The organism is Streptomyces sp. NPDC000075, from assembly GCF_040301925.1.
In the GTDB taxonomy this organism is placed as follows: domain Bacteria; phylum Actinomycetota; class Actinomycetes; order Streptomycetales; family Streptomycetaceae; genus Streptomyces; species Streptomyces polychromogenes.
On the sequence record NZ_JBEPFL010000039.1, the window covers coordinates 1 to 25321 of the forward strand.

At 74.8% G+C, this 25321-nt stretch carries 27 protein-coding genes; 20 read left to right on the forward strand and 7 right to left on the reverse strand.

Annotation, left to right across the window (positions count from 1 at the left end):
• Nucleotides 1–93 precede the first annotated feature (93 nt).
• From ABT403_RS32545 to ABT403_RS32565, 5 genes are all read left to right on the forward strand, one after another.
• On the forward strand, nt 94–3531 hold the full coding sequence (locus ABT403_RS32545; RefSeq protein ID WP_351650447.1) for a hypothetical protein: 3438 nt from the start codon (nt 94–96) through the stop codon (nt 3529–3531).
• A 125-nt stretch (nt 3532–3656) separates the two neighbouring features.
• On the forward strand, nt 3657–3824 hold the full coding sequence (locus ABT403_RS32550) for a hypothetical protein (protein ID WP_344158240.1): 168 nt from the start codon (nt 3657–3659) through the stop codon (nt 3822–3824).
• A gap of 254 nt (nt 3825–4078) precedes the next feature.
• The gene (locus ABT403_RS32555) at nt 4079–4849 is read left to right on the forward strand and encodes an ABC transporter substrate-binding protein (protein ID WP_344158972.1); all 771 of its coding nucleotides are present in this window, start codon (nt 4079–4081) and stop codon (nt 4847–4849) included.
• Nucleotides 4846–5646 (forward strand): amino acid ABC transporter permease, encoded by an 801-nt coding sequence (locus ABT403_RS32560; protein WP_344158242.1) that lies wholly within the window; start codon nt 4846–4848, stop codon nt 5644–5646. The genes ABT403_RS32555 and ABT403_RS32560 overlap by 4 nt, the downstream gene beginning before the upstream one ends.
• A gap of 12 nt (nt 5647–5658) precedes the next feature.
• Entirely contained in the window at nt 5659–6492 is an 834-nt protein-coding gene (locus tag ABT403_RS32565) for an amino acid ABC transporter ATP-binding protein (protein WP_425580178.1), read from the forward strand.
• Between the two features lie 44 nt (nt 6493–6536).
• On the opposite strand, the gene ABT403_RS32570 is transcribed toward ABT403_RS32565, so the two are convergent.
• Both ABT403_RS32570 and ABT403_RS32575 read right to left on the reverse strand, forming a co-directional pair.
• Nucleotides 6537–7727, reverse strand: a complete 1191-nt coding sequence (locus tag ABT403_RS32570) for an MFS transporter (protein WP_344158244.1) — start codon at nt 7725–7727, stop codon at nt 6537–6539.
• 87 nt (nt 7728–7814) lie between these two features.
• On the reverse strand, nt 7815–8375 hold the full coding sequence (locus ABT403_RS32575; protein ID WP_344158246.1) for a hypothetical protein: 561 nt from the start codon (nt 8373–8375) through the stop codon (nt 7815–7817).
• Nucleotides 8376–8709: 334 nt separating this feature from the next.
• Between ABT403_RS32575 and ABT403_RS32580 the strand changes: the two genes are divergently transcribed.
• The 7 genes from ABT403_RS32580 (at nt 8710) to ABT403_RS32610 (ending at nt 15166) form a co-directional block, all read left to right on the forward strand.
• Nucleotides 8710–9282 carry an NADPH-dependent FMN reductase gene (locus tag ABT403_RS32580; protein ID WP_344158248.1) on the forward strand — a complete coding sequence of 191 codons (573 nt, stop codon included), beginning with the start codon at nt 8710–8712 and terminating at the stop codon, nt 9280–9282.
• Nucleotides 9282–9896: a serine O-acetyltransferase EpsC gene (gene epsC / locus ABT403_RS32585; RefSeq protein WP_344158251.1), complete on the forward strand. Its 615-nt coding sequence runs from the start codon at nt 9282–9284 to the stop codon at nt 9894–9896. The genes ABT403_RS32580 and epsC overlap by 1 nt, the downstream gene beginning before the upstream one ends.
• Before the next feature lie 128 nt (nt 9897–10024).
• On the forward strand, nt 10025–11110 hold the full coding sequence (locus tag ABT403_RS32590; RefSeq protein WP_344158253.1) for a PLP-dependent cysteine synthase family protein: 1086 nt from the start codon (nt 10025–10027) through the stop codon (nt 11108–11110).
• Nucleotides 11111–11221: 111 nt separating this feature from the next.
• Nucleotides 11222–11809 (forward strand): hypothetical protein, encoded by a 588-nt coding sequence (locus ABT403_RS32595; RefSeq protein WP_344158256.1) that lies wholly within the window; start codon nt 11222–11224, stop codon nt 11807–11809.
• A 348-nt stretch (nt 11810–12157) separates the two neighbouring features.
• Nucleotides 12158–13561, forward strand: coding sequence for a nucleobase:cation symporter-2 family protein (locus tag ABT403_RS32600; RefSeq protein WP_344158259.1), 1404 nt, complete (start codon nt 12158–12160; stop codon nt 13559–13561).
• Nucleotides 13562–13568: 7 nt separating this feature from the next.
• Nucleotides 13569–14267 (forward strand): transcriptional regulator, encoded by a 699-nt coding sequence (locus ABT403_RS32605; protein ID WP_344158262.1) that lies wholly within the window; start codon nt 13569–13571, stop codon nt 14265–14267.
• A gap of 59 nt (nt 14268–14326) precedes the next feature.
• Nucleotides 14327–15166 (forward strand): class I SAM-dependent methyltransferase, encoded by an 840-nt coding sequence (locus ABT403_RS32610; RefSeq protein WP_344158265.1) that lies wholly within the window; start codon nt 14327–14329, stop codon nt 15164–15166.
• A gap of 58 nt (nt 15167–15224) precedes the next feature.
• On the opposite strand, the gene ABT403_RS32615 is transcribed toward ABT403_RS32610, so the two are convergent.
• Both ABT403_RS32615 and ABT403_RS32620 read right to left on the reverse strand, forming a co-directional pair.
• A complete protein-coding gene (locus ABT403_RS32615; RefSeq protein ID WP_344158267.1) occupies nt 15225–16112 on the reverse strand; it encodes a TIGR03619 family F420-dependent LLM class oxidoreductase in 888 nt (295 codons plus the stop codon).
• A gap of 117 nt (nt 16113–16229) precedes the next feature.
• Entirely contained in the window at nt 16230–16562 is a 333-nt protein-coding gene (locus ABT403_RS32620; protein WP_344158269.1) for a YnfA family protein, read from the reverse strand.
• A 119-nt stretch (nt 16563–16681) separates the two neighbouring features.
• On the opposite strand from ABT403_RS32620, the gene ABT403_RS32625 reads away from it, so the two are divergent.
• From ABT403_RS32625 to ABT403_RS32645, 5 genes are all read left to right on the forward strand, one after another.
• Entirely contained in the window at nt 16682–18046 is a 1365-nt protein-coding gene (locus tag ABT403_RS32625; protein ID WP_344158271.1) for an outer membrane protein assembly factor BamB family protein, read from the forward strand.
• Nucleotides 18047–18075: 29 nt separating this feature from the next.
• On the forward strand, nt 18076–18588 hold the full coding sequence (locus ABT403_RS32630; RefSeq protein ID WP_344158273.1) for a GNAT family N-acetyltransferase: 513 nt from the start codon (nt 18076–18078) through the stop codon (nt 18586–18588).
• A gap of 74 nt (nt 18589–18662) precedes the next feature.
• On the forward strand, nt 18663–19463 hold the full coding sequence (locus ABT403_RS32635; RefSeq protein WP_344158275.1) for a MerR family transcriptional regulator: 801 nt from the start codon (nt 18663–18665) through the stop codon (nt 19461–19463).
• Complete coding sequence (locus ABT403_RS32640; protein WP_344158277.1) at nt 19460–20680, forward strand: glycosyltransferase; 1221 nt, start codon at nt 19460–19462, stop codon at nt 20678–20680. The genes ABT403_RS32635 and ABT403_RS32640 overlap by 4 nt, the downstream gene beginning before the upstream one ends.
• Before the next feature lie 89 nt (nt 20681–20769).
• Nucleotides 20770–21006 carry a hypothetical protein gene (locus tag ABT403_RS32645; protein WP_344158279.1) on the forward strand — a complete coding sequence of 79 codons (237 nt, stop codon included), beginning with the start codon at nt 20770–20772 and terminating at the stop codon, nt 21004–21006.
• A 198-nt stretch (nt 21007–21204) separates the two neighbouring features.
• Here the strand turns inward: ABT403_RS32645 and ABT403_RS32650 are convergent, their stop codons facing one another.
• Nucleotides 21205–21360: a DUF6131 family protein gene (locus tag ABT403_RS32650; protein WP_344158281.1), complete on the reverse strand. Its 156-nt coding sequence runs from the start codon at nt 21358–21360 to the stop codon at nt 21205–21207.
• Nucleotides 21361–21465: 105 nt separating this feature from the next.
• Nucleotides 21466–22278 (reverse strand): class I SAM-dependent methyltransferase, encoded by an 813-nt coding sequence (locus tag ABT403_RS32655; RefSeq protein WP_344158283.1) that lies wholly within the window; start codon nt 22276–22278, stop codon nt 21466–21468.
• Nucleotides 22279–22571: 293 nt separating this feature from the next.
• On the opposite strand from ABT403_RS32655, the gene ABT403_RS32660 reads away from it, so the two are divergent.
• The 3 genes from ABT403_RS32660 (at nt 22572) to ABT403_RS32670 (ending at nt 24251) form a co-directional block, all read left to right on the forward strand.
• Nucleotides 22572–23330: a MerR family transcriptional regulator gene (locus ABT403_RS32660; protein ID WP_344158285.1), complete on the forward strand. Its 759-nt coding sequence runs from the start codon at nt 22572–22574 to the stop codon at nt 23328–23330.
• Between the two features lie 117 nt (nt 23331–23447).
• Nucleotides 23448–23645 (forward strand): antitoxin, encoded by a 198-nt coding sequence (locus tag ABT403_RS32665; RefSeq protein ID WP_344158287.1) that lies wholly within the window; start codon nt 23448–23450, stop codon nt 23643–23645.
• Nucleotides 23646–23732: 87 nt separating this feature from the next.
• Nucleotides 23733–24251: an SUKH-3 domain-containing protein gene (locus ABT403_RS32670; RefSeq protein WP_344158289.1), complete on the forward strand. Its 519-nt coding sequence runs from the start codon at nt 23733–23735 to the stop codon at nt 24249–24251.
• Nucleotides 24252–24312: 61 nt separating this feature from the next.
• Here the strand turns inward: ABT403_RS32670 and ABT403_RS32675 are convergent, their stop codons facing one another.
• Nucleotides 24313–25122: a DUF4190 domain-containing protein gene (locus ABT403_RS32675; protein ID WP_344158291.1), complete on the reverse strand. Its 810-nt coding sequence runs from the start codon at nt 25120–25122 to the stop codon at nt 24313–24315.
• Between the last annotated feature and the right edge of the window lie 199 nt (nt 25123–25321).

A 25321-nucleotide genomic window follows, 5' to 3' on the forward strand; every position in this document is an offset into this window, starting at 1 on the left:
CCCCTGACCCCCCCCGGACGGAGTCCGGGGGGGGCAGGGGACTGCGCCGCAGGCGGTCAGGACGCGGCGGCCGCGCGGCGGCTGCGCGGATGGGTGGCCGAGCTGATCGGCGACCGCCCCGACCGGTGGCTCGGCGTGCACGACGCGCTCGCCAGCCACCGTGGCACCCTGCCCGCACTGCTCGCCGAGATACCGCCGCCCGCACCGCCGGCCGCCCCCGGCGAGGTCCGCGCACCCGTGCCCCGCAGCGTCCACACCACCCTGGCCCTGCTGCTGGAGCACGCCCGGCCCGAGGCTGCGGCGGCGGCCCTGGCCGCCTTGCCCGCCCGCACCCGCGAAGCCCTGCTCGGGGGCGGCCCGCTCCCCGCCCCGGCGCTCGTCACGGCCGTCGTGGAGCACGGCGACGCCGCCACCCGGGCGGCCCTCGCCGGCCATCCCCGGCTCGACACGCGGATCCTGGCCCGGCTGCTCGCCGTCGGGGACGCCGCGGTCGCCGCCGCCGTCTACCGCAACCCGCGCGCCACCACGTCCCTGCGCCGCATCGTCGTCGGGCGGCTCGCGCGGCAGCCCATGGACGAGGGCCTGCGCGCCGAACTGACCGACCCCGCCCGCCTCCTCCCGGGCACCTGGCTCACCCCCCTGCTCGCCTCCGGCGACCCGGAGCTCACGCTGCGCGCCCTGCGGACGCGGCAGACCCGGGGCGCCGTCCAGCGGTACGCCTTGATCCGCATCTGGGAGACCGCCGGACCGCAAGCGCTGAGGGCCCTGCTCGACGGCCCCGACGTGCTGCCGCACCTGACCGTGCCCGTCTGCACGGCCGTCCGGAAGGCCCTCGCCGAGGAGGACGGTTCGGGCAACGGGCTGCGCCGCCTGCGCGAGCGGGGCGAGCCCTACGAGGACCCCGCCCGGCTGCCCGCACTGCTGGCCGCCACGCGGGGCACGAGCAGCATCGCCGCCCTGCTCTCCGAGCCCTACGCCCACGACATGGACGCCCTCGCCGAGGCGCACGCCACGACCCCGTTCATGCCCAAGGCCTGCGAGGAGCTCGCCCGGCACGAAGCGGCGGACGACGCGCGGCGCCTGGTGTTCCGGCTCGGCGTCCTCAACGAGCCCTGGCGCACCGGCGGCCGGCGCGCCGGCAACTCGGAGCCGCCCGGGCGGCGCCTGGCCCGGGAGGAGCTCGACGACTCGGCGGCGAGGTGGGCGGAGGGCATGGCCTCGGCCGGCCTGCTGGACCCGGTCGAGCTGATCCGCACCGCACGCCCCGCCGTCCACGCGGTGAACGCCCTGGCCCGGCTCACCGAGCGGAACCTGCTCACCGGCGCCGCCCTGGACGAACTGGGCGCGCTCACCGCCGCCCATCTCGGCGAGCGCCCCGAGGCGTGGGCCGCCCTGGACGCCGGACTCCCCGGACACCAGGGGACGTTGGCCGAACTGATCACTCGAGCGGGCCTGGCCGCGCCCCCACGGCCCGACGCCCCCGGGGCATCCGGCACCCCCGGGGCATCCGGCACCCCCAGAGCCGCCGACGTCTTCGCAGCCGCCGCGCGGCCCGGGGCCGAAGGGGACCCCGGGGCCGTCGGGGAGGCCGGGGCGGCGGGTGCGGCGCGGACGGAGCCGGGGCCCGGCGTCCCGGCCTGGGAGCCCCCGTCCTCGCCGGGCGGCCCTCACCAGCGGGCCGCCCTCGCCGCCCTCGACCTGCTGCACTCCCTCGCGCCCGCCGGGACCCCGCTGCCCACGGACCCGGCCGTCCTGGGCTTCCTGGCGGACCACCGGCAGGAGGACGCCCCCGGACTCGCCACCCCCGCATGGCTCGTCCGGGCCTGCGCGGACGCCGGGGCCGAACCGCCGCGCGGCGGCTGGCACACCGCCCCCACGGCCGGGGAGATCCGCGCGGAGCGGCCCCGTACCTGGGGGAACAGCACCCGGCTGACCGAACAGGCCTACACCCAGGGCCTCCTGACCGCCGAGGAGCTCGTCCACCTGCTTCCGGCGCGCGGCATGCTGCTCCTGGCCCACGACTGGCGCCGCCTGGCCTTCGTCCCGGCCTGGCGGAAGGCCGTCGCCGACCTGCTGCGCCGCGAGCTGGGGACCGACCCGGACCGGTGGCTGCGGCTGGCGCACACGGCCGCGCGGGAAGCCGGCCTGGACCGGCACTCGGACGAGGGCGGCCCCACCTGGGCGGAGCTCCTCGAAGCCTCCCGTACCACCGGCGCCCTGCCCGCCGGCCACCTGCCGTCCGGCCGGGCCGCCTGGGGCGCGTCGGAGCGCGCGCCGAGCACACCGCAGGAGGCGCTGCGGCTGCGGGAGAAGGGCGACACGCGGTGGGCCTGGCCCCTCGCCACCCTGCTGTGCCTGGCCGACGCCGACGTCGTCGACGCGGTCCTGCCCCGCCTCGGGCCCGACGGCCCCTGGCTGCTCGCCGCCTACCTGACGCGCCACGACCGCACCCCGCGCGTCCTGCTCGCCCGGCTCCTGGCGGGGCGCGATCCCGAGGCGCTGCGCGTCCTGGCAGCCCAGTCGCGGTGGCTCACCGACGAGGCCAGGGAGCTGCTGGTCGACCTCGACGACCCCGACGTCGACCTCACCCTGCTGAGCAGCGGAACCCCCTCCCACCTGGCCGCCCGTATCGTCACCCGCCCCCACGACCGCACCGCCGCGCGGGTCCTCGCGCGGCTGTCGGAGGACCCCTCCGCCCCGCTGCACGGGGGTGCCCGCTGGCTGGACTCGGGCCAACCCGGCCTGATCGAGGAGGCGTTCGCCCGGCACGGCGACGAACTGGGCTTCGCCCAGCAGGCGGTGGGCTGCCTCAACCTGCTCGAACACGGCGGAGCCGCCCGCCTCACCGCACTCGTCGGCGGGGGCGGGCTCGGTCAGGCCGCCACCAGACTCTGCGTCAAGGCGCTGGGTTCACCGGACCCTGCCGCCGTGCTCCGCGCCCGGGTCGCCCTCGAACTGAACCAGGCCAAGCTCCTCGCCCGGCTGCGCAAGAGCACCAGCCACTGGCGGACGACGGCCACCGTCCTGGCGACCCGGGGGGCGGTCGACTGGGAGGCGCTGGCCACGGCGCACGAGGAGGAGCCGATCCCCCACTGGGGGTACCTGGTCAACCTCCGCACCGCCCCGGCCGCCCTGCGGATCCGCTACGCCGGCCTGCTGCACGAGCCCGGCGCGGACGGGCTGCCCGACGGCCCCGAAGCCACCCGGGCCCGGGCCCGCCACGGTCTGACCGGCCTCTACCACTGCCCGCCCGTCGTCCAGCTCGACGGCCTGCTGGCCTCGGGCCACCTGACCGGGGAGGACCTGCTGCACACCGCGGCCCCGGCCGCGCGGATCCTCGCCTACCTGAGCACCGCCACCCGCCGCCCGGACGCCCCGGAGGGGGCTCGGGTGGCCCTGGCCGGCCTCGCCGCCCACCTCGGGGCCCGGCTGGCCGCCGACCCCGGTGCCTGGACCAGGGCCGTCGCCCGGCTGACGGGCCGCGACCCCCTCTGGGACCCGGTGTCCCCGGTATCCGCCCTCCTGTCCTGAGGGCCGGTGTGTACGTGATGTGAAGAAATGTCATTGGGGGCGTTCGGGTGGGAGTCGCAGCCACCCGCAACCGAGTGCGCAGAGTAATAACTCATCACAGCCAGTAACTACATTCGGGAGGTTCGATGGACACCACACCGACGTACGCACTGTCATCCCGCATGCCCCGCTGGGCGCTCGACCCCTACCGGTTCCCCGGTCTGGAGGACCTGGAGGAGGCCGAGGCCTTCGGGGACCCGGGCGGCTCGCCCGCCCCGGCGCCCGCGGCCAAGCCCCACCGCCCCTCGCGCTGACACGGCCGCCGGGGACGGGACGCCGCCCGTCCCCGGACCCGCCGCATCGCGAATCATCCGCCGCCGCGCACCCCCGGGGATTACGATCTCGATCGGACGGTCCCGTCCCGCGACCGCCGCCCGCCCTGCACCCGTGGAGGTCAACCGTGTTCCGCACGGCCGAAGGACACCGCAGTCAGCGCAACAGCAACCGCCGCGACGGCCGCGGCCGCTCCGGCTTCCGGGGCGCGGCCTGCGCCGCCGCCGCGGCGGGCATGTTCCTCGCCGCAGGCTGCTCCTCCTCCGGCGAGAGCGGACCCGGGGAGGCGGCCGGCGGGGTTCCCGTCGTCGAGAAGGGCAAGCTCACCACCTGTACCCACCTGCCCTACCCGCCGTTCCAGTTCGAACAGAACGGCAAGGTCGTCGGCTTCGACGTCGCGCTGATCGACCTCGTCGCCCAGAACCTCAAGGTCGAACAGAAGATCCTCGACACCCCGTTCGAGAACTTCAAGACCGGCGCCTTCCTGAACTCGGGCCAGTGCGACCTCGCCGCCGCCGGTATGACCATCACCGACGAGCGCAAGAAGAACGTCGACTTCTCCATCCCCTACTTCGACGCCACCCAGGCGCTGCTCGCGACCAAGAAGAGCGGTTTCACCTCCCTCGCCGACGTCAAGGCCAAGGGGGGCAAGCTCGGTGCCCAGGCCGAGACCACCGGCGAGAGCTACGCCAAGAGCCAGGGCTTCAACCCCGTCGCCTTCGAGAGCTCGGACGCCGTCCTCAACGGCCTGCGCACGGGGCAGGTCGACGCGGTCGTCATCGACTACCCGGTCGTCCAGGGCTGGCTCAAGGACAAGGCCAACTCCTCCGAGTTCGTCCTCGGACAGAACATCGACACCGGGGAGAAGTACGGCTTCTCCGTGAAGAAGGGCAACGCCGCCCTCCTCGCCGCGATCGACAAGGCCATCACCACCGCCAAGGCCGACGGCACCTACAAGAAGATCTACGAGCAGTGGATCGGCCCGCTGCCCCAGGCAGCGTCGTGACCTCTCGGCTGACCCGGCGCCAGCGGCGCCGCGTCTGGCAGGGTGTCCAGTACGCGGTCTTCGTGGCGGCGCTGGTCCTGGTGGGCGTCCTCGCCGACTGGGACAGGCTGGCGAACCAGTTCGCGCAGAAGGACCTGGTGCTGCGGCTCTTCCCGCAGATCATCACCACCGCCCTGCGCAACACGGTGGTGTACACCTTCTCCGGGTTCGCCTTCGGCCTGGTGCTCGGCCTGGTCATCGCCATGATGAGGCTGTCGTCCGTGGCCCCCTACCGCTGGGTCGCGAGCGTATACATCGAGCTGTTCCGCGGCCTGCCCGCCCTGCTGATCTTCATCTTCGTCGGGGTCGCGGTGCCCCTGGCCTTCCCCGGGACCGCGATCCCGGGAGGCACGTACGGCAAGGTCGCGCTGGGCCTCGGCCTGGTCGCGGCCGCCTACATGGCGGAAACGATCCGCGCCGGGATCCAGGCCGTGCCCAAGGGCCAGATGGAGGCGGCCCGTTCGCTGGGCTTCTCCCACGCCCGGGCCATGGTGTCCGTGATCATCCCGCAGGCCTTCCGGATCGTCATCCCGCCGCTCACCAACGAGCTGGTCCTGCTCTTCAAGGACTCCTCGCTGGTGCTGTTCCTGGGCGTCACCCTGGAGGAGAGGGAGCTGACCAAGTTCGGCCGGGACCTCGCCAGCCAGACCGCCAACTCCACCCCGATCCTGGTCGCGGGCCTGTGCTACCTCCTGGTGACCGTACCGCTGAGCTTCGTGGTCCGCCGCCTGGAGGCACGCGCGGACAAGGCCACGTGAGAAGGGGAGACGATGTCACGGACGACGCGAACGGCGGCGGACACCATGGGCGCGGACCGCGCGGAGATCGAGATCCGGGGGCTGCACAAGTCCTTCGGTGACAACCACGTCCTGCGCGGCATCGACCTGGACGTCGCCCGGGGCGAGGTGGTGTGCGTCATCGGGCCCTCGGGCTCGGGCAAGTCCACCCTGCTGCGCTGCGTGAACCTGCTGGAGGAACCGAGCGGGGGCCGGGTCTTCGTCGGCGGCACGGAGCTCACCGATCCCGACGTGGACATCGACGCCGCGCGCCGCCGCATCGGCATGGTCTTCCAGCAGTTCAACCTCTTTCCGCACGTGAGCGTCACCGCCAACCTCACCCTCCCGCAGCGTCGGGTCCTGGGCCGCGACAAGGCGGAGGCCGCCGCCGTCGCCCGCGAGAACCTGGAGCGCGTGGGCCTCGCCGCGAAGGCGGACGCCTACCCCGCCCAGCTCTCGGGTGGGCAGCAGCAGCGCGTGGCGATCGCCCGCGCCTTGTCGATGGGGCCGGAGGTGATGCTCTTCGACGAGCCCACCTCGGCGCTCGACCCCGAACTCGTCGGCGAGGTGCTGTCGGTGATGCGGGTGCTGGCGGGGGAGGGGATGACGATGATGGTCGTCACCCACGAGATGAGCTTCGCCCGGGAGGTCGCCGACCGGGTCGTGTTCATGGACGGCGGCGTCATCGTCGAACAGGGTCCGGCGGAGCAGGTGGTGACCCGGCCGACCCAGGAGCGGACCCGCGACTTCCTCAACCGCGTCCTGGACCCGGCCGCCGCCCCGGCGCCGGGCCCCGAAGACGGCGAAGGCCCGGATGCGACGCAGTGACGGCCGGGGCACGCAGGACTGACGGCCCGGGGGGCGGGGCCCGTTCAGCCGTCCGTCCGCACCGGCCGCCGGAGCAGGTAGGCTCCGGCGGCCGAGACGAGCACGGCCATGCACGCGATGAACACCAGCCCGGCGCCCTCCAGCCCGACCGGCCCCACCAGCAGCCCCACACCGATCACCGGCACCGAGATGCCGAAGTACGCCACCACGAACAGCGTCGAGATCACCGCGGCGCGCCGGTCCTCCGGGGAGGCGGCGGCCACCGCGGACAGTGCCCCCCGGAACGCGAGCCCCTGACCGACGCCCCCGGCCAGCGCGCTCAGCACCACCAGCACCAGCAGGTCCCAGCGCAGCGCCCCCGCGAGCAGCGCCAGGCCGACCAGCAGCCCGGCGCAGCCCAGCGGCAGCGAACGCCCCGTGCCGACCCGGCCGACGGCCAGCTGTCCGGCGGTGGAGGAGAAGAAGGCCAGCGCGACCACCAGCCCGCTCAGCGCGCGGTCGTGCACGTCCAGCGACTCGGAGAGGAACGCCGGGCTGACCGAGGTGAACACCCCGAACAGGGCGAAGCCCACGAACGAGGCGATCGCCGCCGGCCCGAACACCGGCCGGACCCCGGCGGGCAGACCGGGCCGCTGCGGCCGTACGGCGCGCAGCGGGCCCCGCTCCCGTACGGTCTCCGGCAGCCTCAGCAGCACCACGGCCGACCCGGCCACCAGGGCGAGGTGCACGGCGAACGGCAGGTACAGCGGCCCCGGGGCGTACTGGGCCAGCAGCCCGGCGAGCAGCGGACCGCAGCCGAGGCCGCCCATGTTGGCGGCCGTCGCGACGAACGTGGCGCGGGCCGCGCCGCCCTCCGGGGCCAGTTCGAGGACGTAGGCCGTCGCGGCGCCGGTGAACAGCCCGGCGGAGAGCCCCGACAGCAGCCGCCCCGTGTACAGCCAGGGCAGCCCCGTGGCCGACAGGAAGCAGACGGCGCTTCCCGCCGCGCAGGCCAGACCGGTCAGCAGCACCGGCCGCCGGCCGACCGTGTCCGAAGCGTTCCCGGCCAGCAGCAGGACACCGATCACGGCGAAGGCGTACACCGCGTAGACGACGGTCACGGTCAGCTCGGAGAAGGAGAACTTCTCCTGGTACAGGCCGTAGAGCGGAGTGGGCAGCGTGGTGCCGGTCATGCACACGGCGAACACCGCTCCGCTGAGCGAACACTCGCGCCACCCTCGGCGATCACCGTCCATGCCGCGACGGTAACCCCGCCGCCCGCCCCGGGCCGGTCAGGCGCGCGACGGCGGGGATGGACGGCGGGCGGCGCGGGCGCGTGCGTACTACACGGGGCAGGGGCGGTACTCGAGGCTGAGCTCCCGGTCGACGGCGTAGCTGGTCCGCATCGAGGCCTCGCCGACCTTCTCCCAGGAGCCGTACTTGGCGTACAGCTGGTCCGCCGTCGGGCCGAGCGGGTTGCCGTACTTGGCGATGTTGCGCTCCTCCAGGATGCGGACCTCCTCCGGGGTCATGCCGGCCCGGGTGATCTCCTTGGCCTGGTTGCGCATGTCGACCAGCCCCCGGGCGACCTCCTCCTCCGAGGCGCCGGCCGCCCGCATGTCGGCGGCGGTGCGGTGCATGTCCTCCAGGAGGCGGTGGTAGCTCATCCGGGTGCGCTGGGCCTCCACCTTCTGGTCCATCGGCAGCACCCGGATCCGGCAGACGACCGGGTCGGTGCTGGGACACGGGTCGTCGGCGGGGACGGGCGGGGCGAGCGGTGCCGTGATGACCGAACCGCACTGCTCGTATGCGGCGGCCGAGGAGGAGGCCGCCGTGGTCAGCAGGGCGACGGCGGCGACGAACGGGACGAGGGCGCGGCGCAGCCGCGCGGAGTGGGGAGGCATGCCCGCATCCTGGACGGGAACCCCCTCCAAGATCACGCGGACCCACCGGCGATCACTCCAACGAGACCACCCCCGACGCCCCGTGCGTCAACCCGTCACCTATCGCCCCGCACGGGAGCGGGTCGGGCCTCGAGTGGTTCTCCGGGGTGGTGCGAGTCGTGGTCGAGCCCGGCTGCGGCCGCCGCTGGCACCGTAACGACGAAGACGCGGGGCGGACGGCGTACGCACTCCCTCGCCGCTCCGGCCCGGGCGCGGCGGTCCGGCCGGGACCACCCGTCCCGTGCGTGCGCGAAGCCTGCCGACCGGGAGGCCGAGAAACAAAGGAGTTCCCCTGGTGAAGATCGTTCTGATGTCGGGCAGTACCCGACGGGACTCGCTGAACACCACCGTCCTGGAGACGGTGCGCCACATCCTGGCGGGCCTTCCCGGTGCGCACGAGACGGCGGACCTCGCCGTCGCGGAACTGCCGTACTACGAGGCGGGCCTGGAGCTCGCCGACGGCTCGGCGGCGGTGCGCGCCGCCAAGGACCTGGTCGCAGGAGCCGACCTGCTGTTCATCAGCACCCCCTCCTACAACGGCGCGATGCCCGGCGCGCTGAAGAACGCCCTCGACTGGCTGTCCCGGGCGGAGGGCGAGACTCCGAGCCCGCTGGCCGGCAGGGTGACCGCCGTGGCCAGTGCCTCCCCCGGCGGGCGCGGCGGCGTCGAGGCGCAGGCCGGGCTGGTCGCCGTGCTCGAGCGCTGCGGTGCCCGGGTCGTCGGGCACGAGCCCGTCGGTGTCGCCCGCGCCGCCAAGGCGCCCACCGAGGACGGCCGTTACACGGACCCGGAGCTCGTGGCCCGGCTGGAGAGCCTGACCCGTGCGGCGCTCGCCGCCGCCGGGACGCGTGCGGAGGTGCTGGTCTGATGGCGCGTGACAAGGAACCCGGCCTGTTCGCGATCATGAAGGAGGACCTGGACGTCGTCGTCGCCCAGGACCCCTCCATGCGCAACCGCCGCGAGGCCCTGCTGCACGCGGCCCTGCCCGCCCTGTGGGCGCACCGCGTGGCCCACCGCCTGCACCGGCGTGGCATGCGCATGACGGCAGGCGTCATCGCCTGGCAGGCCCGCCGCAAGACCTCCGTGGAGATCCACCCCGGCGCCGTCCTCGGCCGGCGGGTGTTCATCGACCACGGCGCAGCCGTGGTGATCGGCGAGACCGCGGTCGTCGGGGACGACGTCACCATCTACCACCAGGTGACCCTCGGCGCGGTCGGCTGGTGGAGCGACAACAAGCGGCCCGCGGGCGAACGCCGCCACCCCGTGGTCGGCCACCACGTCGTGCTCGGCACGAACGCGACGGTCCTCGGCCCCGTCACCATCGGCGAGCACGCCGTCATCGGCGCGCAGGCCCTCGTCAACAAGGACGTCCCCCCGGGAGCCCGCGTGCTCGCCGCCACCGCCGTCATCAAGGCCGTGGGCGAGCAGCCCCAGCCCATGGAGGACCTGTACGCGGTGACGGCCTCGGCCGGCTCCTGGTAGTCCGCCCCCACCCTCGCTTGCCTCCCCGCCTCGCACCCTCCCCCCACCAAGACTGCGTCGGCGTACGGGCGGACCGTACGACCACCCCCGACAGGCAGCCGCACGACCCGACTTGTGAGGAACCACACGTGGAAAGCCGTAAGCCGCGCCCCATAGCCGACAGCATCGAGGACCTGATCGGCTCGACCCCGCTGATCCGCCTCCACTTCGAGGACACCGCCCCGGGTACGCAGGTGCTGGCCAAGCTCGAGGCCGCCAACCCGATGTCCACCAGCAAGGACCGCGCCGCCCTCTACATGCTGCGGGCCGCCGAGCAGCGCGGTGAACTCACCCCCGGCAGCGGCACGGTCATCGAGGCGACGTCCGGCAACACCGGCATCTCCCTGGCCGCGCTCTGCGCCTCCCGCGGCTACCGGTGCGTCATCGTGCTGCCCGACAGCGCCACCCCCGAGCGGATCGCCCTGCTCAGGGCGCTCGGCGCGGAGATCGTGCGGACCCCGCGCGAGCAGGGCTACTCCGGCGCGATCGCCAAGGCGGGGGAGCTGCACGCGGCGACCCCGAACTCCTGGTTCCCCTGCCAGCACGAGAACGCCGACAACGTCCGGGCCCACTACGAGACCACCGGCCCGGAGATCTGGACCGACACCGAGGGCCGCGTCGACGTCCTGGTCTGCGGCGTGGGCACCGGCGGCACCCTCAGCGGCACGGCCGGGTACCTCAAGGAGCAGAACCCGGAGATCCGCGTCGTCGCGGTCGAGCCGGAGAACTCCCCGGTCCTCACCCAGGGCGTGGGCGGCCTGCACCGCATCCCCGGCCTCAACGGCGGCTTCGTGGCCCCCACCACCGACGTCTCGCTGATCGACAGCGTGGTGACGGTCACCGATGAGGAGGCGCTGACCGCCGCCCGGCAGCTCGCCCGCCGCCAGGGCATCTTCGCCGGTGTCTCCTCCGGCGCCGTCGCCCACGCCGCCGCGCGGCTGGCCGCCCACCCGGACTACGTCGGCGCGTCGATCGTCACCCTGCTGCCGGACACCGGCGAGCGCTACCTCAGCCTGTGGAACGAGCCGGAGGCGCCGGCCGCCCGGCCCGCGGCCCGCAGGCCCTCCGCCGCCCGGCGCCCCGCCACCCCGCAGGTGTCCCAGCAGGTGGCCCCGCCGGCCCCGGAGCCGGAGCAGGCCGCCCCGCAGTCCCTGGCCCTGACCTCGAAGCCCTGACCGCGACGTCCTGACGTCGAAGCCCTGACCGCGACGTCCTGACCCCGTCGCGTCCGGCGCGACGCGCAACCGGCGGAGCCCCGGCGCGCGTCCGGGGGTGGGGGAGGGGTGATGGGCATGCCGGAGGAGGAACCGGGGAGGGGGCGGGCCGCCGTGGCGGTGCTGCCCGTGGCCGCCGCCGCGCTCGTGTACGTCTGGGCCCGCTGGTGCTTCGGCGGCTCCGCGCCCCCGCCCTCCTCCCTGGCGCTCGCCGGCGGGGCGGTGCTGGTCCTCGGCGCGGCGGTGGCGTACTTCGTGCCGGTGCGCGGAGCCGGCGGTCTCTTCGGCGCGCTGTTCCTCGCCCTGGGGCTGCTGTCCACGGTGGCGGTCGTCGAGGGGACCGCCGCGCGGGGCGAGACGGCCACCTGTACCGTCCGCGAGGTGCGCACGAAGGCGGAGCCCTCGTTCGGCGAGGGCGGTGCGGACAGGACGGTGTACCGCCTGGAGCTGGACTGCCCCGGAGGCTACCCGGACGAGCTCAAGGACGCCCCGGCCTCCTTTTCCCGGGGCGCGCGGGTCCGCGTCGCGTACGACGCCCGGCGCCGGCTGTCCCCGGTGCTCGCCGGTGACGGCTCGCCCTGGAAGCCCGCCCTGACCGCAGTGCTCCTCCTCGGCCTCAGCACGCTCCTGGCCGCGCGGCGGCGCCTTCCGCGAACGTAGCCGCCCCGAAGTCGCGCCGCCCGGGGGACAGTTGCGAGAAGGCGCCCGGTGCAACGGAATCCGAAGCAAAGAAGCCGCCTCGCCATGGATTCGCAAGTTACCTACGGGTTTCACTAAGAGAATCACGGCCGACGACTTGCGTAACCGCAAGGCCTCCGACAGTATCGGCCCCGTTCCGCCTCACCGCGCCCGGACGAGCACCGGCAACCCCGTGCCGTCCCACGCCCCGCGAGCCGCCCGATCCGAGCGGTCGCCGTCACGCGCCCTTCTCCGAGGCGATTCCCCCCTTTTCACGCGACCCCGCGTCGCGCCCCCTCTCATTCACCTACCCTCGAAGGCAAGGCAGAGATGGCACCACTGGCCTCGCGCCGACGTACCCCGGCAGCCGCCCAGCACCCCGTGGACGTGGTCCCCCCGTTCTCCCAGCTGTCGTTGTACGGCTTCCAGCACGTCCTGGCGTTCTACGCCGGCGCGGTCCTCGTACCGATCATCCTGGGCAACAGCCTGGGACTCTCCCCCCGCGAACTCGTCTACCTGATCAACGCCGACCTGGTCACGGCCGGTATCGCCACGATCATCCAGGCCTGGGGCTTCTGGCGGATCGGCGCCCGCCTCCCGCTCGTCCAGGGCGCGACCTTCACCGCCGTCTCCCCCATGATCGCCATCGGCCAGGGCGCGGGCGGCGGCACCGCCGGACTGCTGGTGGTCTACGGCGCCGTGATCACCGGCGGGATCGCCACCTTCCTGCTCGCGCCGTTCGTCGGACGGCTCGCCAAGTACTTCCCCCCGATCGTCACCGGCACCCTCCTCACCGTCATCGGCATCGTGCTGATACCCGTCGCCCTCCAGGACGTCGGCGGGGGCTCCGACCTGCTCGGCAAGCCCGGCTACGGCGCCCCGGAGCACCTCGCGTACGCCGGCGGCACCCTCCTGCTCATCCTGCTCCTGTCCCGCTTCGGCGGACCGTTCCTGCGCAGCGTCGCGATCCTGCTCGGCCTCGTCGGCGGGACGGCCGCGGCCTGGCTGCTCGGCGACGCCGACCTCGGCGCGGTGGAGCAGGCCGACTGGATCGGCGTGAGCACCCCGTTCCACTACGGCGTACCGCAGTTCCACCTCTTCCCGATGCTCGCGATGGTCGTCGTCATGGTGATCACCATGGTCGAGACCACCGGAGACGTGTACGCCATGGGCGAGATCACCGGCCGCGAGGTCGACGGCGAGACGGTCGGCCGCGCACTGCGCGCCGACGGCGTCGCCACCGTCCTCGGCGGCGTGTTCAACTCCTTCCCTTACGTGGCCTTCGCCGAGAACATCGGCCTGGTCCGGATCTCCCGGGTCACCAGCCGGTTCGTCGTGGTCGCCGCCGGATTCCTGATGATCCTCCTGGGCCTGGTCCCCAAGGCCGGCGCGGTGGTCGCCTCCGTCCCGCACCCGGTCCTCGGCGGCGCCGCCGTCGCCATGTTCGGGATGGTCGCCACCGTCGGCATCCAGATCCTCGCCAAGGTCGACCTGCGCGAGGAGCGCAACGCCCTGATCCTCGCGCTCAGCCTGGGCGCCGCGATGCTGCCGGCGGTCGTGGGCCCGTTCTTCGCGCAGATGCCCGTGGAACTGCGGGCCGTCCTGGGCAGCGGCATCACCCTCGGCAGCCTCACCGCCGTCCTGCTGAACCTGTTCTTCCACACCCCGGCCGACCGCACGGTGCGGGAGGAGATCGACTGGGACGCCTTCGCCGACGCCCGGCCGGCGAGGTGATCCGCCCGTGTCCGCACCCCCGTTCTCCCCCGCCGAGGCCCGGGCCGCGCGACTGCGCCTGGGCATGACACCCGCCCAGGCCGCCGCCGCCATGGCCCAGTTGGGCCTGGACCGGCCGCCGGAAGCCGTCCAGGCCTGGGAAGCCGGGACGCACGCCCCGTCCGAACCCGAGCTCCTCGCCCTGGCCGACGCCCTGTGGTGCCCGGTCGCGGTCCTCATGGCCGTACGGCCCGCCACCCTGCGCGAACACCGCCTGGCGCGCGGGTTCACCGCCGAACGCCTGGCCCTGCGCATCGGCATGGACCCGTACGCGTACGCCAGGGCCGAGGCCGAGCACCGGTGGGCCGGCACCGACCACCAGACCCTGCTCCTGGCGGACGCCCTCGGCCTGCCCTCGGAGGACCTGCTGGACCTCCTCGACCGCGACGGTGAACTCGTCGGCCTGCTGCGCCAGGCCGTCGAGGGCCGCTGGAAGGCCCACGCCGCCCACCTCGCCTTCCTCGTGCAGGCCGACGAACGGCGGGTGGCACGGGCCCTGAAGGCGCTGCACCGGGAGTACACCCGCTTCGACGAGCGCTACATGGGCCATCTCGTCGCCCGCAACGACGACGCCCGGCTGAGGGAGATCGCCGCCGAGCGGGCGGCCTGGCTCCGCTCCCTCCCGGACCGCTTCCGCTCCCTCACCGCCGCCGACGGGGCCGGCTGAGGTACCCGCCCCCGGTGCGCCGCCGTCCCCCGGGCGGGCCGCCCGGCATCATGGCCCGGATGGGGATGCGGACGGGGACACGGACGGGCGCGGGTCCGGAGAGGCAGGGGCCGATGTGGGCGGCGGGTGAGGCGTACGAGCCGTACGTCGGACGGTGGAGCCGCCTGGTGGCCGCCCGGTTCGTCCGCCGGCTGGACGCGGCCCCGGGCGGCAGCTGGCGTGACGTCGGATGCGGAACTGGCGCCGTCACCCAGGCGGTGCTGGACGCGGCCGAACCCGCCGACGTCATCGGCGTCGACCCGTCGCAGGACTACCTGGCCTACGCCCGCCGGCACGTCGCCGACCGGCGGGCGCGGTTCCTGCGGGCCGACGCCGAGCACCTGCCGTTCACCGGCTCCAGCGCCTCGGCGGTCGTCAGCGGCCTCGTCCTCAACTTCGTTCCCGATCCGGCCCGGGCGGCCGCCGAGATGGTGCGCGTCGTGCGCCCCGGCCGCCTGGTGGGGGTCTACCTCTGGGACTACGGGGAGGGCGGGATGGAGGCCATCCGCGCCTTCTGGGACGCCGCGACCGCCCTGGACCCGGGGGCCCGCGCCCTGGACGAGGCCGTCCGCTTCCCCCTGTGCACCCGGGCGGCGCTGGGCGGGCTCCTGGCCGGCGCGGGACTCCGGGACGTGCGGACCGAGGAGACCCGCGTACCCACCCCCTTCCGCGATTTCGCGGACTACTGGACCCCCTTCCTCGGCGGCCAGGGACCGGCCCCCGCCTACCTGGCCGGCCTTCCCGAAGACCACCGCGCCCGGCTGCGCGAACGGCTGAGGGCCGCGCTGCCCCGGGCGGCGGACGGCACGATCGCGCTGCACGCGAGGGCCTGGGCCGCCCGGGGCCGCCGCGCCGCCTGAACACGGCGCCGTGCCCACCGGCCCGGCGGCTCGCCGGCGTTGACGGCGCCCGGCCCGGTCAGCCCGCCTGGACGCGTTCCAGCGCCGCGACCCCGAGTTCCAGGGCCTCCTCGGGCCCGGCCACGCACTGCTGGAGGTCGATGAAGGCGCTGTCCGCGCCGGAGGCCCGTACACCGTCGAGCACGGCGGCGATCCCGTCGGCCCCGGTACCCGGCCGGACGTTGTGCCGGATGTGACGGGTCAGCACCCCCGGATCCCGGCCGGCCTCCTCGGCGGCCCGCCGCGCGGTGTCCCACAGGCCCGCCGCCATGTCCGGCGGCAGGAGCACCCCGGCCCAGCCGTCGGCGCGGCGGCCGACCCGGCGCATCGCCGCGGCGGAGACGCCGCCGAGCAGCACGGGCGGCCCGCCGGGCCGGGCGGGGCGCAGGCCGACGTACGACTCGGGGATCTTCCACCGCGGGCCCTCGTGGCCGAACACCTCGCGCGTCCAGTAGCCGTGCAGGATGTCGAGGACCTCGTCCAGCAGGGCGCCGCGCCGGGTGAAGTCGGCGTTCACGGCGGTGTACTCGTCGCGCAGCCAGCCGATGCCCAGCCCGGCGACCAGCCGTCCCGCGCTGATCACGTCGAGGGTGGTGAGGGTGCGGGCCAGCAGCGGCGGCGGGTACCAGGGGGCGTTGAGGGTGCTGGTCGCGAGCCGGACCCGGGTGGTCGCACCGGCGGCGGCGGTCAGCACGGTCAGCGGGTCGAGGAAGGTGCGGAACCCGGGCGGATACGGGTCCTCGGCCGTGTGGCCGGGGTACAGGTCGCTCGGCGAGACCGGCGCGAGGGCCCGGTCACCGACCCACAGCCAGCCGAAGCCGGCCTCCTCGGCCTGACGGGCGAACGGCACGATCCACTCGGGGCGGGCGTGGCCGCCGTACTGGGGCAGGGCTATTCCGATGTCCATCGGCCCAGTCTCGGCCGCAGGGGGACGCCCCGCCGAGGGTTTCCGGCCGCCGGGCGTGGCGTACGCCGGGGGTGGTGTACGCCGGGCGTGACGTACGCCGGGCGTGCCGTACGCCGGCTAGCCGCGCGGCCCGTACATGATCACCCCGACGCCGAGGAGGCAGATGACGGCCCCGATGACGTCCGCCCGGTCCGGGCGGTAGCCGTCGAGGACCATGCCCCAGGCGAGCGACCCGGCCACGAACACCCCGCCGTACGCGGCCAGGATCCGGCCGAAGTTCGCGTCCTCCTGAAGGGTCGCGACGAACCCGTAGACGCCGAGCGCGATCACCCCCGCACCGATCCACGCCCACCCCCGGTGCTCCCGCACCCCCTGCCAGACCAGCCAGGCGCCACCGATCTCGAACAGGGCGGCGGCGGCGAACAGGGCGACCGATCGGACTACGAGCACGTCGACTACTTTCAGAGACGGATGGAGTCCGAAACTAACAGCGTTCGCCGGACGTCCGCACACGGGCGTCCGGGCAGGTGGGGGAAGTCGTGGAAGGCAGTTCACCGCGTACGGGGCGGGTGTCCGCGGTAGCGCGGCTCGTCGGGGCCTGCGCGTTCACCGCGGTGGCGCTGCTGTACGCCGTCCTGTGCGTGAAGTCGCTCCTCGTCGACATGACGGAGACCGTGTGCAGCGCCGGCGGCTGCCCGCGCGGGCTCGGGTGGCTGCTGCTGTGGGCGTGCGCCGCCTCGGCCGCGGCGGGCCTGCTGTGGTGGGCGGTGGCGCGGGCCCGCGCCCACCGCTCCGCCGCCGGCTGGACGCTGGCCGTCCTCGTCGCCCTCGCCGCGCTGGTGCCCGCCTGGCAGGGGTTCTCCTGGCTGCGCGGACCGCACCTGACCCTGTTCGGTTACCAGGCCCCCGAGGGCCCGGCGGCCGGCAGCCCGCTGGGTTCCTGGGGCGAGCCCGGCTCCGCTTCCGTGATCCGCGTCCGTACCGACGGGGTGACCCGGTACAACGGGGAGGGCCGCCACGGCTGGCGCCTCGGCCCGTCCCCGGACGGGTCGGAGATCTGCGCCATGAGCGCGCAGACCCCCTCCGGCACCGGCCTGCTGCTCTACGCGTGGGACGGCGCCTGCGGCGCCCGCGTCAGGGCGGTGGACCTGGACAGCGGCCGGGAGTTGTGGACGAAGGCCCTGGCCGCCCCGTCGGGCACGGTGTCCGCGGGCGGCTCCCTCGCCGTCACCGCTGCGGGCGGCGCCGTGGTGGCCCACGACCTGCGCACGGGCGCCGAACGCTGGCGCTCCCCGCTCCCGGAGGGAGCCACCGCCACGGACCTCCTGGCCGGCCCCGACCGCGTCCTGGCCGTCACCCGCTCCGCGTCCGGCACCGAACTCCTCACCCTGGACGCCGCCACCGGTGCCCGGGCCCGGCAGATCCCGCTCCCGTCCGGGATCGAACCGGCGCGCCTCGTGCGGGGAGCGCCGGCCGCCGCCGTCATCGCGGGCGACCGCCTGCTCGCCTTCGACGCTGAGGGCCGCAGCCACCAGGACGGGGAATCCCCGTACGTCCCGTCGAAAGACGACCGCCGGCTCCGCGTCGGGGACGTCCTGGTCGTGGCCGTCCCGGAGCGGGAGCAGCGCGAGGTCCTGGCCGCCTTCTCGCTGACGGACGGTCACCTGCTGTGGAGCCGCCCCCTCGGCGACGACTCGTGGGTCCGCACCCTGGCCGCCGGCCGCGGCGGCCGCTTCGCCGTGGTCTCCGAGGGCGCCTACGCCCACCTGTGGGAGCTGGACCCCCGCACCGGCGCCCAGGCGGGCGAACCGGCGGTCCTGCGGGACCTCCCGATGGGCGAGCGGACGGCCCTGTACGGCCACACGTTCGTCAACCTGGATCCCCGCGGCACCCTGCCCCCGATCTTCGACGTGGCCCCCGTGCTGGGCTGGTGACGGCTCCCGGTCGCATACCCTGCCTGCTCATGACCGTGCTGCGAGGTTCCTCCGTCGTCCTGCGCCCCACCCTCACCGAGGACATCCCCGTCCTGGCCGCCATCCGGGCCACCCCCGAGGTCCGCGCGCGGTGGCGGGGCGAGGACGACCTGGAGGCGGAGATCGCCGGAGACCTCGAGGACCCCGGCACGGTCTGCCTCACCATCCGCGACGGGGAGCGGATCGTCGGCATGATCCAGTGGCACTCCGAGGACGAGCCGGACTACCGGCACGCCGGCATCGACCTCTTCCTCGACCCCGCCGTCCACGGCCGGGGCCTGGGCACGGACGCGGTACGCACCCTCGCCCGCCACCTCGTCGACGACCTGGGCCACCACCGCCTCGTCATCGACCCGGCGGCCGACAACGCCCCGGCCATCCGCTGCTACGAGAAGGTCGGCTTCCGGCCGGTCGGCATCATGCGCCAGTACGAGCGCGGCCCGGACGGCACCTGGCACGACGGCCTGCTGATGGACCTCCTGGCCGCCGAACTGAGGCGCTGACCACCGGCCGCGGTTGACCCTCCCCCCACGTCAGGCTCCAGGCTGGACCCCGACGAAAGGGCAGGTGGCACGGTATGAGCTATTCGGTGGGACAGGTCGCGGCGTTCGCCGGGGTGACGGTGCGTACGCTGCACCACTACGACAGGGCCGGGCTGCTCTCGCCCGGCAGCCGCAGCCACGCCGGCTACCGGCTCTACGACGACGCGGACCTGGCGCGCCTCCAGCAGATCCTCTTCTACCGGGAACTCGGCTTCACCCTGGAGGAGACGGCCGCGATCCTCGACGATCCGCAGGCGAACGCCCTGGAGCACCTGGAGGCCCGGCAGCGCCGGCTCACCGAGGAGATCAGCAGGCTCCAGCGGCTCGCCGAGGTGGCCGCCCGGGCCGTCGAGGTCCAGCGCACGGGGGTCGAGCTGACCCCCGAGGAACGCTTCGAGGTCTTCGGGGAGATCGCCTTCGACCTCAGCTACGCCACGGAGGCGGAACGGAAGTGGACCGCCTCGGAGGGCGGCCGCGAGGCGATGGCACGCGCCGCCGCCCACACCAAGGAGGACTGGCGCCGGCTCATGCGCGAGGCCGGCGCCTGGCGCGCCGAACTGCTCGCCGCCTTCGACGAAGGGGAACCGGCCGGCGGCGAACGCGCCCTGGACCTCGCCGAGGAACACCGCCTGCACGTCTCGCGCTGGTTCACCTCCTGCACCCCCGCCATGCACCGCCGCATCGCGGACGACTTCCTCGCCGACCCCCGCGCCTTCGCCCTCGTCGTACCCCCCTCACAGCAGCGCCCGGGCCTCGCCGGGTACCTGCGCGAGGCCGTCCACGCCAACGCCGACCGCCGTGCCGGCACCCGCACCACGGAGGGCGAGGACCGATGAGGATACTGATCGCCGCAGCCGGATCACGCGGGGACGTCGACCCCTACACGGGCCTGGGCGCCGCGCTGCGCGCCGCCGGCCACGAGGTCGCGCTCGCCGCCACCGCCCCCTTCGCCACCCTGGTGCGGGCGGCGGGCCTGGAGTTCCGGGCCCTGCCGGGCGACACCCGGCCGCGCGGAGACGTCACCGACCGGCGCGAACTGATGCGTACCGCCTCCGCGTTCCTCACCGAGCTGGGCCAGGGCTTCGCCGACGCCGTCGGAGAGGGGGCGGACCTGCTCCTGCTGTCGGCCACCACGGCCCCCCTCGGCTGGCACCTGGCGGAGGCCACGGGTACGCCCGCCCTCGGCGTCTACCTCCAGCCCACCGCCCCCACCGGCGACTTCCCGCCCGTCGTCACCGGCGCCCGCTCCCTGGGCCGGTTCGGCAACCGCGCGGCCGGACGGCTCGCCCTGCGCATGGCCGACCGGATCAGCGAGCCGGGCGCCGCCCGGCTGCGCGAGCGCCTCGGGCTGCCGCCGCTCTCCGCCTCCGCCATGCGCCGGCGGACGGAACGGGCGCACTGGCCCGTCCTGCACGGCTACAGCACGGCCCTGGTCCCGGCCCCCTCCGACTGGCGGCCCGGCCTGGAGGCCGTGGGCAACTGGTGGCCCCACGTCGACCCGGCACGCCGGCTCCCCGCGCGGCTCGCGGACTTCCTCGACGCCGGCCCCCCGCCCGTCCTCATCGGCTTCGGCAGCATGGCCGCGGGCGAGGGCGAGCGACTCGGTGAACTCGCCGTGCGCGCCCTGCGCCGGGCCGGGCTGCGCGGCATCCTGCAGAGCGGGGCCGCCGGGCTCGCGGCGGACGCCGGCCCGGACGTCCTCACCGTCGGCGACGTCCCCCACGCCCTCCTGTTCCCCAGGCTCGCCGCGGTCGTCCACCACGCCGGGGCCGGTACCTCGGCGGCCGGGCTGCGCGCCGGAATCCCGGCCGTGACCGTCCCGGTGACGGCGGACCAGCCGTTCTGGGCGCGCCGCCTCGCCGCGATCGGCGCCGCCACCGCGCCGCTCCCCTACGCTTCCCTCACCGCCGAGGGCCTGGCCGGCGCCCTCGACCGGGCGGTGCGCCGGGAGACGTACGCCGGGGCCGCCCGCGCGGCCGCGCGGCACATGCGGAGCGAGGACGGAGCGCGGCGGGTCCTGCGCGCCGTCGAAGGGCTCGTCCGCGCGGGATGAGGAACGCCCGGGGCGCCGGGAGCGGCGGATCGGCGCCCGGAAACGTGTCGCCGCGCCCGTCACCGCCCACCTCGTGGAACCGTTTTCCCATGACTGAAGGATCGGCACCCCACATCTCCCCGGCGCGCTTCACCGTCCTCGGCGTCCAGCCGGGTGACCCGCCCTTCCGGATCGTCGAGCTCGACGGAGAGATCGTCGGCCGGGCGACGTCGATGACGGACGTCCTGCTGATCGCCGCCGAGGCGGGGGTCACCATCCACGACCTCGACGACCTGGACGAGGTCCGCTGGGTCAGCGGCGGCAAGTTCCACTGGACCCTGCCCTGACGAGCCCGGGCCGGGAGCCGTCGAGCCGTGGGCCCGGCCCGCCGGGCCCGCTCGTAGACCGGATACGGGTCCCGGTGGAAGGCGTCCCGCCGCTCCCGCCAGCGCAGGGCTCCCCGGCGGCGGGGGGCCGCCGGGGGAGCGGGGAGGGGGTGCCGTGACGGTGTGCCGCACCATGCGATGCGGCGGTCGAGGTCACGGTCACCAATAGTGCCTACGGCCTCCCACCGCGTGCCCCACGGCGCCCAGCACCCACAGCACGAGGCCGATGACGACGAGGATCACGCCGATCGTCCAGATGATCGAGATCCCGGTCAAGAAGCCGATGATCAGCAGAATGACGCCCAAGACAATCATGAGTACCTCCTGGCCCCTGACGAACGGGGAACGCCCTGCGTCTACCACCGCCGCCCGGTTTCATGCATGCGCCGGGGTGCCCGCCTCCACCGGCGGCGCGGGAGGTCAGCCCGACGGGGTCTCGCCGGGCTTCCACCCCCAGGCCGTGAGCATCCCGGCCGATAGCGCGGCGCACTCCCGCGATCGCAGGTAGCGGACCGCCGCGTCGATCCCGGCGTCGTCCAGCAGGCCGGTGCCCAGCATCGCCGCGCGGCCGCGCTCCCAGGTGTCCGCCCAGAACCGGCTGATGGGACTGCCCGGCACCAGCGGCGGAACGTGCATCTCGGCGGCGACCGGCAGGAGCCCCGCCGCGCGCAGCAACCGCGGGTACGACGGCACCCCGGAGACGTCCGTCCCGATCGTGGCCCGCAGCCCCTCCCACATCGCCCGCATCGCCACGGCGTACGGATCGCCGGGCGCCCGGTCGCTCGTCAGGTCGACCGCGTCGCTGACCACCAGCACACCGCCGGGCTCGACGTGGTCGGCCAGCGCCGCGAGGACGCGCTCGCGCTCGGGCAGGTGCATCAGCACGAACCGCGCGTGGACCAGCCGGAACCGGCGACCGGGCAGGAAGTCCGGCCCGGTGACGTCGGCGCGGAGCACCTCCAGCCCGGGCCGCGCGGCCAGGAACCGCACGTCGCGGTCGACGGCGAGGACACCCGCCACCCCGGCCTCGTCCAGCAGCCGGCGCGCGACCGTGCCCGTCCCCGCGCCCACGTCCAGACAGCTCCAGCCCGGGCCGGCCCCGAGGGCCCGCAGCCGCGCCATGGTGACGTCGTCGTACGCGAGGGCGCCGAAGTCGATGCGCTCGCCCTCGCCCGCCTGCCCGGGCGGGAAGACGTCCTCGCCGTACCGGCCCTCGGGCCGGCCGGCGCTCACCGCGCCTCCCGGGCGCGGCCCGGGGACGGGAACAGCGGGGCGTCGCACAACGTCATGGCCGGACCTCTTCACACGGTGGGGCGGTGCCGGGCGCCCCCGGCGGGGCCGCCGCCCACCGATCCTCCACCGAAGGCCGCCCGCCGGCCCGAGGCGCGCCGCGCCGGGCGGCCCGTTCCCCGGGCGTCGCCCGGACGGCCGCCCCGGCCGGGGTTGAAGTTGCCGCTGCGGCAGCTTCTACGGTGGCCACCGGGGGCCGGAGGGACCGGCCCGGCGAGACCCGTGAGGGGACGACGATGGACTGGCCGATCGCGGAGGTCGCGCGCATGTCGGGCGTGACCGCCAGGACACTGCGCCATTACGACGAGACCGGTCTCCTCCCGCCGGCCCGCATCGGTGCCAACGGCCACCGCCACTACGGCGAGCACCAACTGCTGCGGCTCCAGCAGATCCTCGTCCTGCGAGCGCTGGGCGTGGGCCTGCACGAGATCGGCCGGATCCTCTCCGAGCAGGTCGACGAGGTGGAGGCGCTGCGCGGGCACCTGCGCCGGCTGCTCGCCGAGCGGGACCGGCTCGACGCCCTGGCCGGCACCGTCTCCCGCACGATCACTGAACTCGAACAGTCAAGGAAGGACGGCGGATCCATGACCATCAACCGACCGGAGAACCTCTTCGAGGGCGTCCAGCCCTCCCAGTACGAAGAGACCCTGCGCGACTTCCCCGAACTGGCCGAGGCGGTCCGCCGCCGGACCGCCGGCGCGACCCCGGCCGAGATCGAGGCCAAGCACCGCGACCGCACGGCCCAGATGATCCGGATCGCCGAACTGATGGCCGCCGGCGCCCCCGCCGGCGCCGAGCCCCTCCAGACCGAGGTGCACGCCCAGTACGAGGCGCTGGTGGCGATACGCGCCGTCTCCGTCGAGGAGTACCTCGCGCTCGCACGCTCCTGCACGGACAACGAGCAGTGGCACGCCGCGTACGAGCTGATCGCACCCGGCCTGGCCGCCTACCACCGCGCCGCGATGGAGTACTACGCGGCGGACCGGCTCGGCTGAACACGGATGGCCCGTCGCCTTTCGGATCTATGTCCGGATGCTCCCCGGCTGCCCGCTTGGGGATATGACGTGAAATCATGTCCTTTACAGCAATCCACCGGAGGGGACGGGTCCACCATGTTCGACGCCTTGAAGAACCTCAAGGACAAGGCCGAGGAGATCGCCCAGACGCACGGCGGCGTGATCACCACCGGGCTGGAGAAGGTCGGCGACCTCGTCGACCAGAAGACCGACGGCAAGCACAGCGCCACGATCGACACGGCCGTCGACAAGGCCCAGGGTCTCGTGGAGAACCTGGCGAAGAAGAAGGACTGACACCCTGCGCACCGTGCCCGCTCCCCGCCGACTCCCTGATCGGCCCGGCCCGCCGACCCCGGCGCTCGCCGGCTGGTCCGTGGACGCATGACGCCCCGCGAGGAGGCCTGGCGCGAAGCGGCCCGGGCGGTGCTGCGGGCCGCCGGGTGGACGCCCGGCCGCAGTTCGGGGCCCGGGCCCGCGCCGGACACGGTGGAGCGGTACGGGCCCCCACCGCGCGCGGCGGCCGAGTTCCTGGCCGAGTTCGGCGGGCTGCACCTGACGTTCGCCGATCCGCGCGGCGGCACCCCCGACGACATCGACATCCGAGGGGGAGCGGACGTCCTGGGCTGGGTGGGCACGTGGAGCCGGGCGGCGGACGAGCCGGTGTACCCGGTGGGGGAGTTCGCGCGCGGGAACTGCGTGCTGCTGGTCGGGGAGAGCGGCAGCCTGTACGGGGCCTTCGACGCCGTCCTGGGCCGGCTCGCCGCCGACGCGCTCACCGGACTCGGCCGGCTGATGGCCGACCCCAGCCCGCTGGAACCCCGCCTGCCCGTCCCGCCGGAGGCCCTGTACCGCCCGGAGCGGCCCGCGCCCCGCGCCCGCCGGCCCCGCGACCGGCCCTGAGCGAACGCGGACCGCGTGCGCGGACGGCGCGGGGCCGGCGAGGGGGTGCGCGGACGGTGGGTCAGGAACCGCCGCGGGCGGAACCGGTGCTCGTACCGCCGGAGCTGCCCAGGAAGCAGGTGACCGTGCGGTCGCCCTGGATCCAGCTGCTGGCCTGCGGGTAGTAGTAGAAGACCTCCAGGTTCTTCGGCAGCTTCGCGGCGTCGCCCACGTAGCCGGTCAGCGCGGTCCCGCCGCACTTCTCCTCGGAGATCCGGACCACCTTCTCCGCGCCGGGGAACACCCCGTCGTCCAGCGTGAAGACGGCGTACGCCTCGCCCTCGTGGGGCTGGTCGCAGGGCACCGTCCGCACCGACAGGCGGGCCTGGGTGCCGTCGCCCCGCTGGGTCTTCGCCAGGTCGTCGTCGGTGTTGAAGCAGTCGCCCTTGCGGATGTCCTCCACCTTGCTGGAGCCCGGCGCCGTGACCTGGCCCTGGGTGTCGCGCTGCGGGCGCGGACCCTCGTCGAACGCCCCCGACAGCCCGAGGACGATCGCGACCGCGTAGAACGCGATGGTCATGCCGTGGATCACGATGGCCGCGATGGCCAGCCCCCTGCCCTTCTCACCGTTCTTGCGGATCTGGGAGAGCGCGACGATGCCCAGGATCAGCGGAACGGTCGGGATCGCGCAGACGATCGACATCACGAACGCCACCACGGACAGGGCGTTGGTCTTCTGCGGAGGCGGCGGGTACCAGCCCTGCTGCGCACCGCCGTACGGGTTCGCGGGCCCGGGCATCCCGGGCTGTCCCGGCTGGCCGGGCTGCCCGAACTGCCCCGGCTGCCCGTACGGCTGCTGCGGGTACGGCGGTGGCTGAGGGGGTATCGACATGCGCGTGCTGCTCCTCGCGGGAGGGTGGACGTGACCGCCGGCAGGGCGGTGAAGCCGCAGGCGGGGACCGGCGAACGGAAGGTGTGCGCACCGGCCGCGCCCCAGTATGCCCCGCCGGAATTCCGCCCTCCGTGCGGGCCGCCGCGAGCACTGTGGTCAGGATCGGAGAAGCACGCGGCCACCACCCGGACTTAGCCTG

What these genes read in the sequence shown, in the direction of transcription:
- ABT403_RS32615 (WP_344158267.1), bottom strand. Translation starts at nt 16,112, where the DNA reads ATGGACATCGGAATAGCCCTGCCCCAGTACGGCGGCCACGCCCGCCCC.
- ABT403_RS32555 (WP_344158972.1), top strand. Translation starts at nt 4,079, where the DNA reads ATGTTCCTCGCCGCAGGCTGCTCCTCCTCCGGCGAGAGCGGACCCGGG.
- ABT403_RS32665 (WP_344158287.1), top strand. Translation starts at nt 23,448, where the DNA reads ATGTTCGACGCCTTGAAGAACCTCAAGGACAAGGCCGAGGAGATCGCC.
- ABT403_RS32645 (WP_344158279.1), top strand. Translation starts at nt 20,770, where the DNA reads ATGACTGAAGGATCGGCACCCCACATCTCCCCGGCGCGCTTCACCGTC.
- ABT403_RS32550 (WP_344158240.1), top strand. Translation starts at nt 3,657, where the DNA reads ATGGACACCACACCGACGTACGCACTGTCATCCCGCATGCCCCGCTGG.
- ABT403_RS32575 (WP_344158246.1), bottom strand. Translation starts at nt 8,375, where the DNA reads ATGCCTCCCCACTCCGCGCGGCTGCGCCGCGCCCTCGTCCCGTTCGTC.
- ABT403_RS32630 (WP_344158273.1), top strand. Translation starts at nt 18,076, where the DNA reads ATGACCGTGCTGCGAGGTTCCTCCGTCGTCCTGCGCCCCACCCTCACC.
- epsC (WP_344158251.1), top strand. Translation starts at nt 9,282, where the DNA reads ATGGCGCGTGACAAGGAACCCGGCCTGTTCGCGATCATGAAGGAGGAC.
- ABT403_RS32660 (WP_344158285.1), top strand. Translation starts at nt 22,572, where the DNA reads ATGGACTGGCCGATCGCGGAGGTCGCGCGCATGTCGGGCGTGACCGCC.
- ABT403_RS32600 (WP_344158259.1), top strand. Translation starts at nt 12,158, where the DNA reads ATGGCACCACTGGCCTCGCGCCGACGTACCCCGGCAGCCGCCCAGCAC.
- ABT403_RS32670 (WP_344158289.1), top strand. Translation starts at nt 23,733, where the DNA reads ATGACGCCCCGCGAGGAGGCCTGGCGCGAAGCGGCCCGGGCGGTGCTG.
- ABT403_RS32640 (WP_344158277.1), top strand. Translation starts at nt 19,460, where the DNA reads ATGAGGATACTGATCGCCGCAGCCGGATCACGCGGGGACGTCGACCCC.
- ABT403_RS32650 (WP_344158281.1), bottom strand. Translation starts at nt 21,360, where the DNA reads ATGATTGTCTTGGGCGTCATTCTGCTGATCATCGGCTTCTTGACCGGG.
- ABT403_RS32570 (WP_344158244.1), bottom strand. Translation starts at nt 7,727, where the DNA reads ATGGACGGTGATCGCCGAGGGTGGCGCGAGTGTTCGCTCAGCGGAGCG.
- ABT403_RS32565 (WP_425580178.1), top strand. Translation starts at nt 5,659, where the DNA reads ATGTCACGGACGACGCGAACGGCGGCGGACACCATGGGCGCGGACCGC.
- ABT403_RS32635 (WP_344158275.1), top strand. Translation starts at nt 18,663, where the DNA reads ATGAGCTATTCGGTGGGACAGGTCGCGGCGTTCGCCGGGGTGACGGTG.
- ABT403_RS32675 (WP_344158291.1), bottom strand. Translation starts at nt 25,122, where the DNA reads ATGTCGATACCCCCTCAGCCACCGCCGTACCCGCAGCAGCCGTACGGG.
- ABT403_RS32610 (WP_344158265.1), top strand. Translation starts at nt 14,327, where the DNA reads ATGGGGATGCGGACGGGGACACGGACGGGCGCGGGTCCGGAGAGGCAG.
- ABT403_RS32595 (WP_344158256.1), top strand. Translation starts at nt 11,222, where the DNA reads ATGGGCATGCCGGAGGAGGAACCGGGGAGGGGGCGGGCCGCCGTGGCG.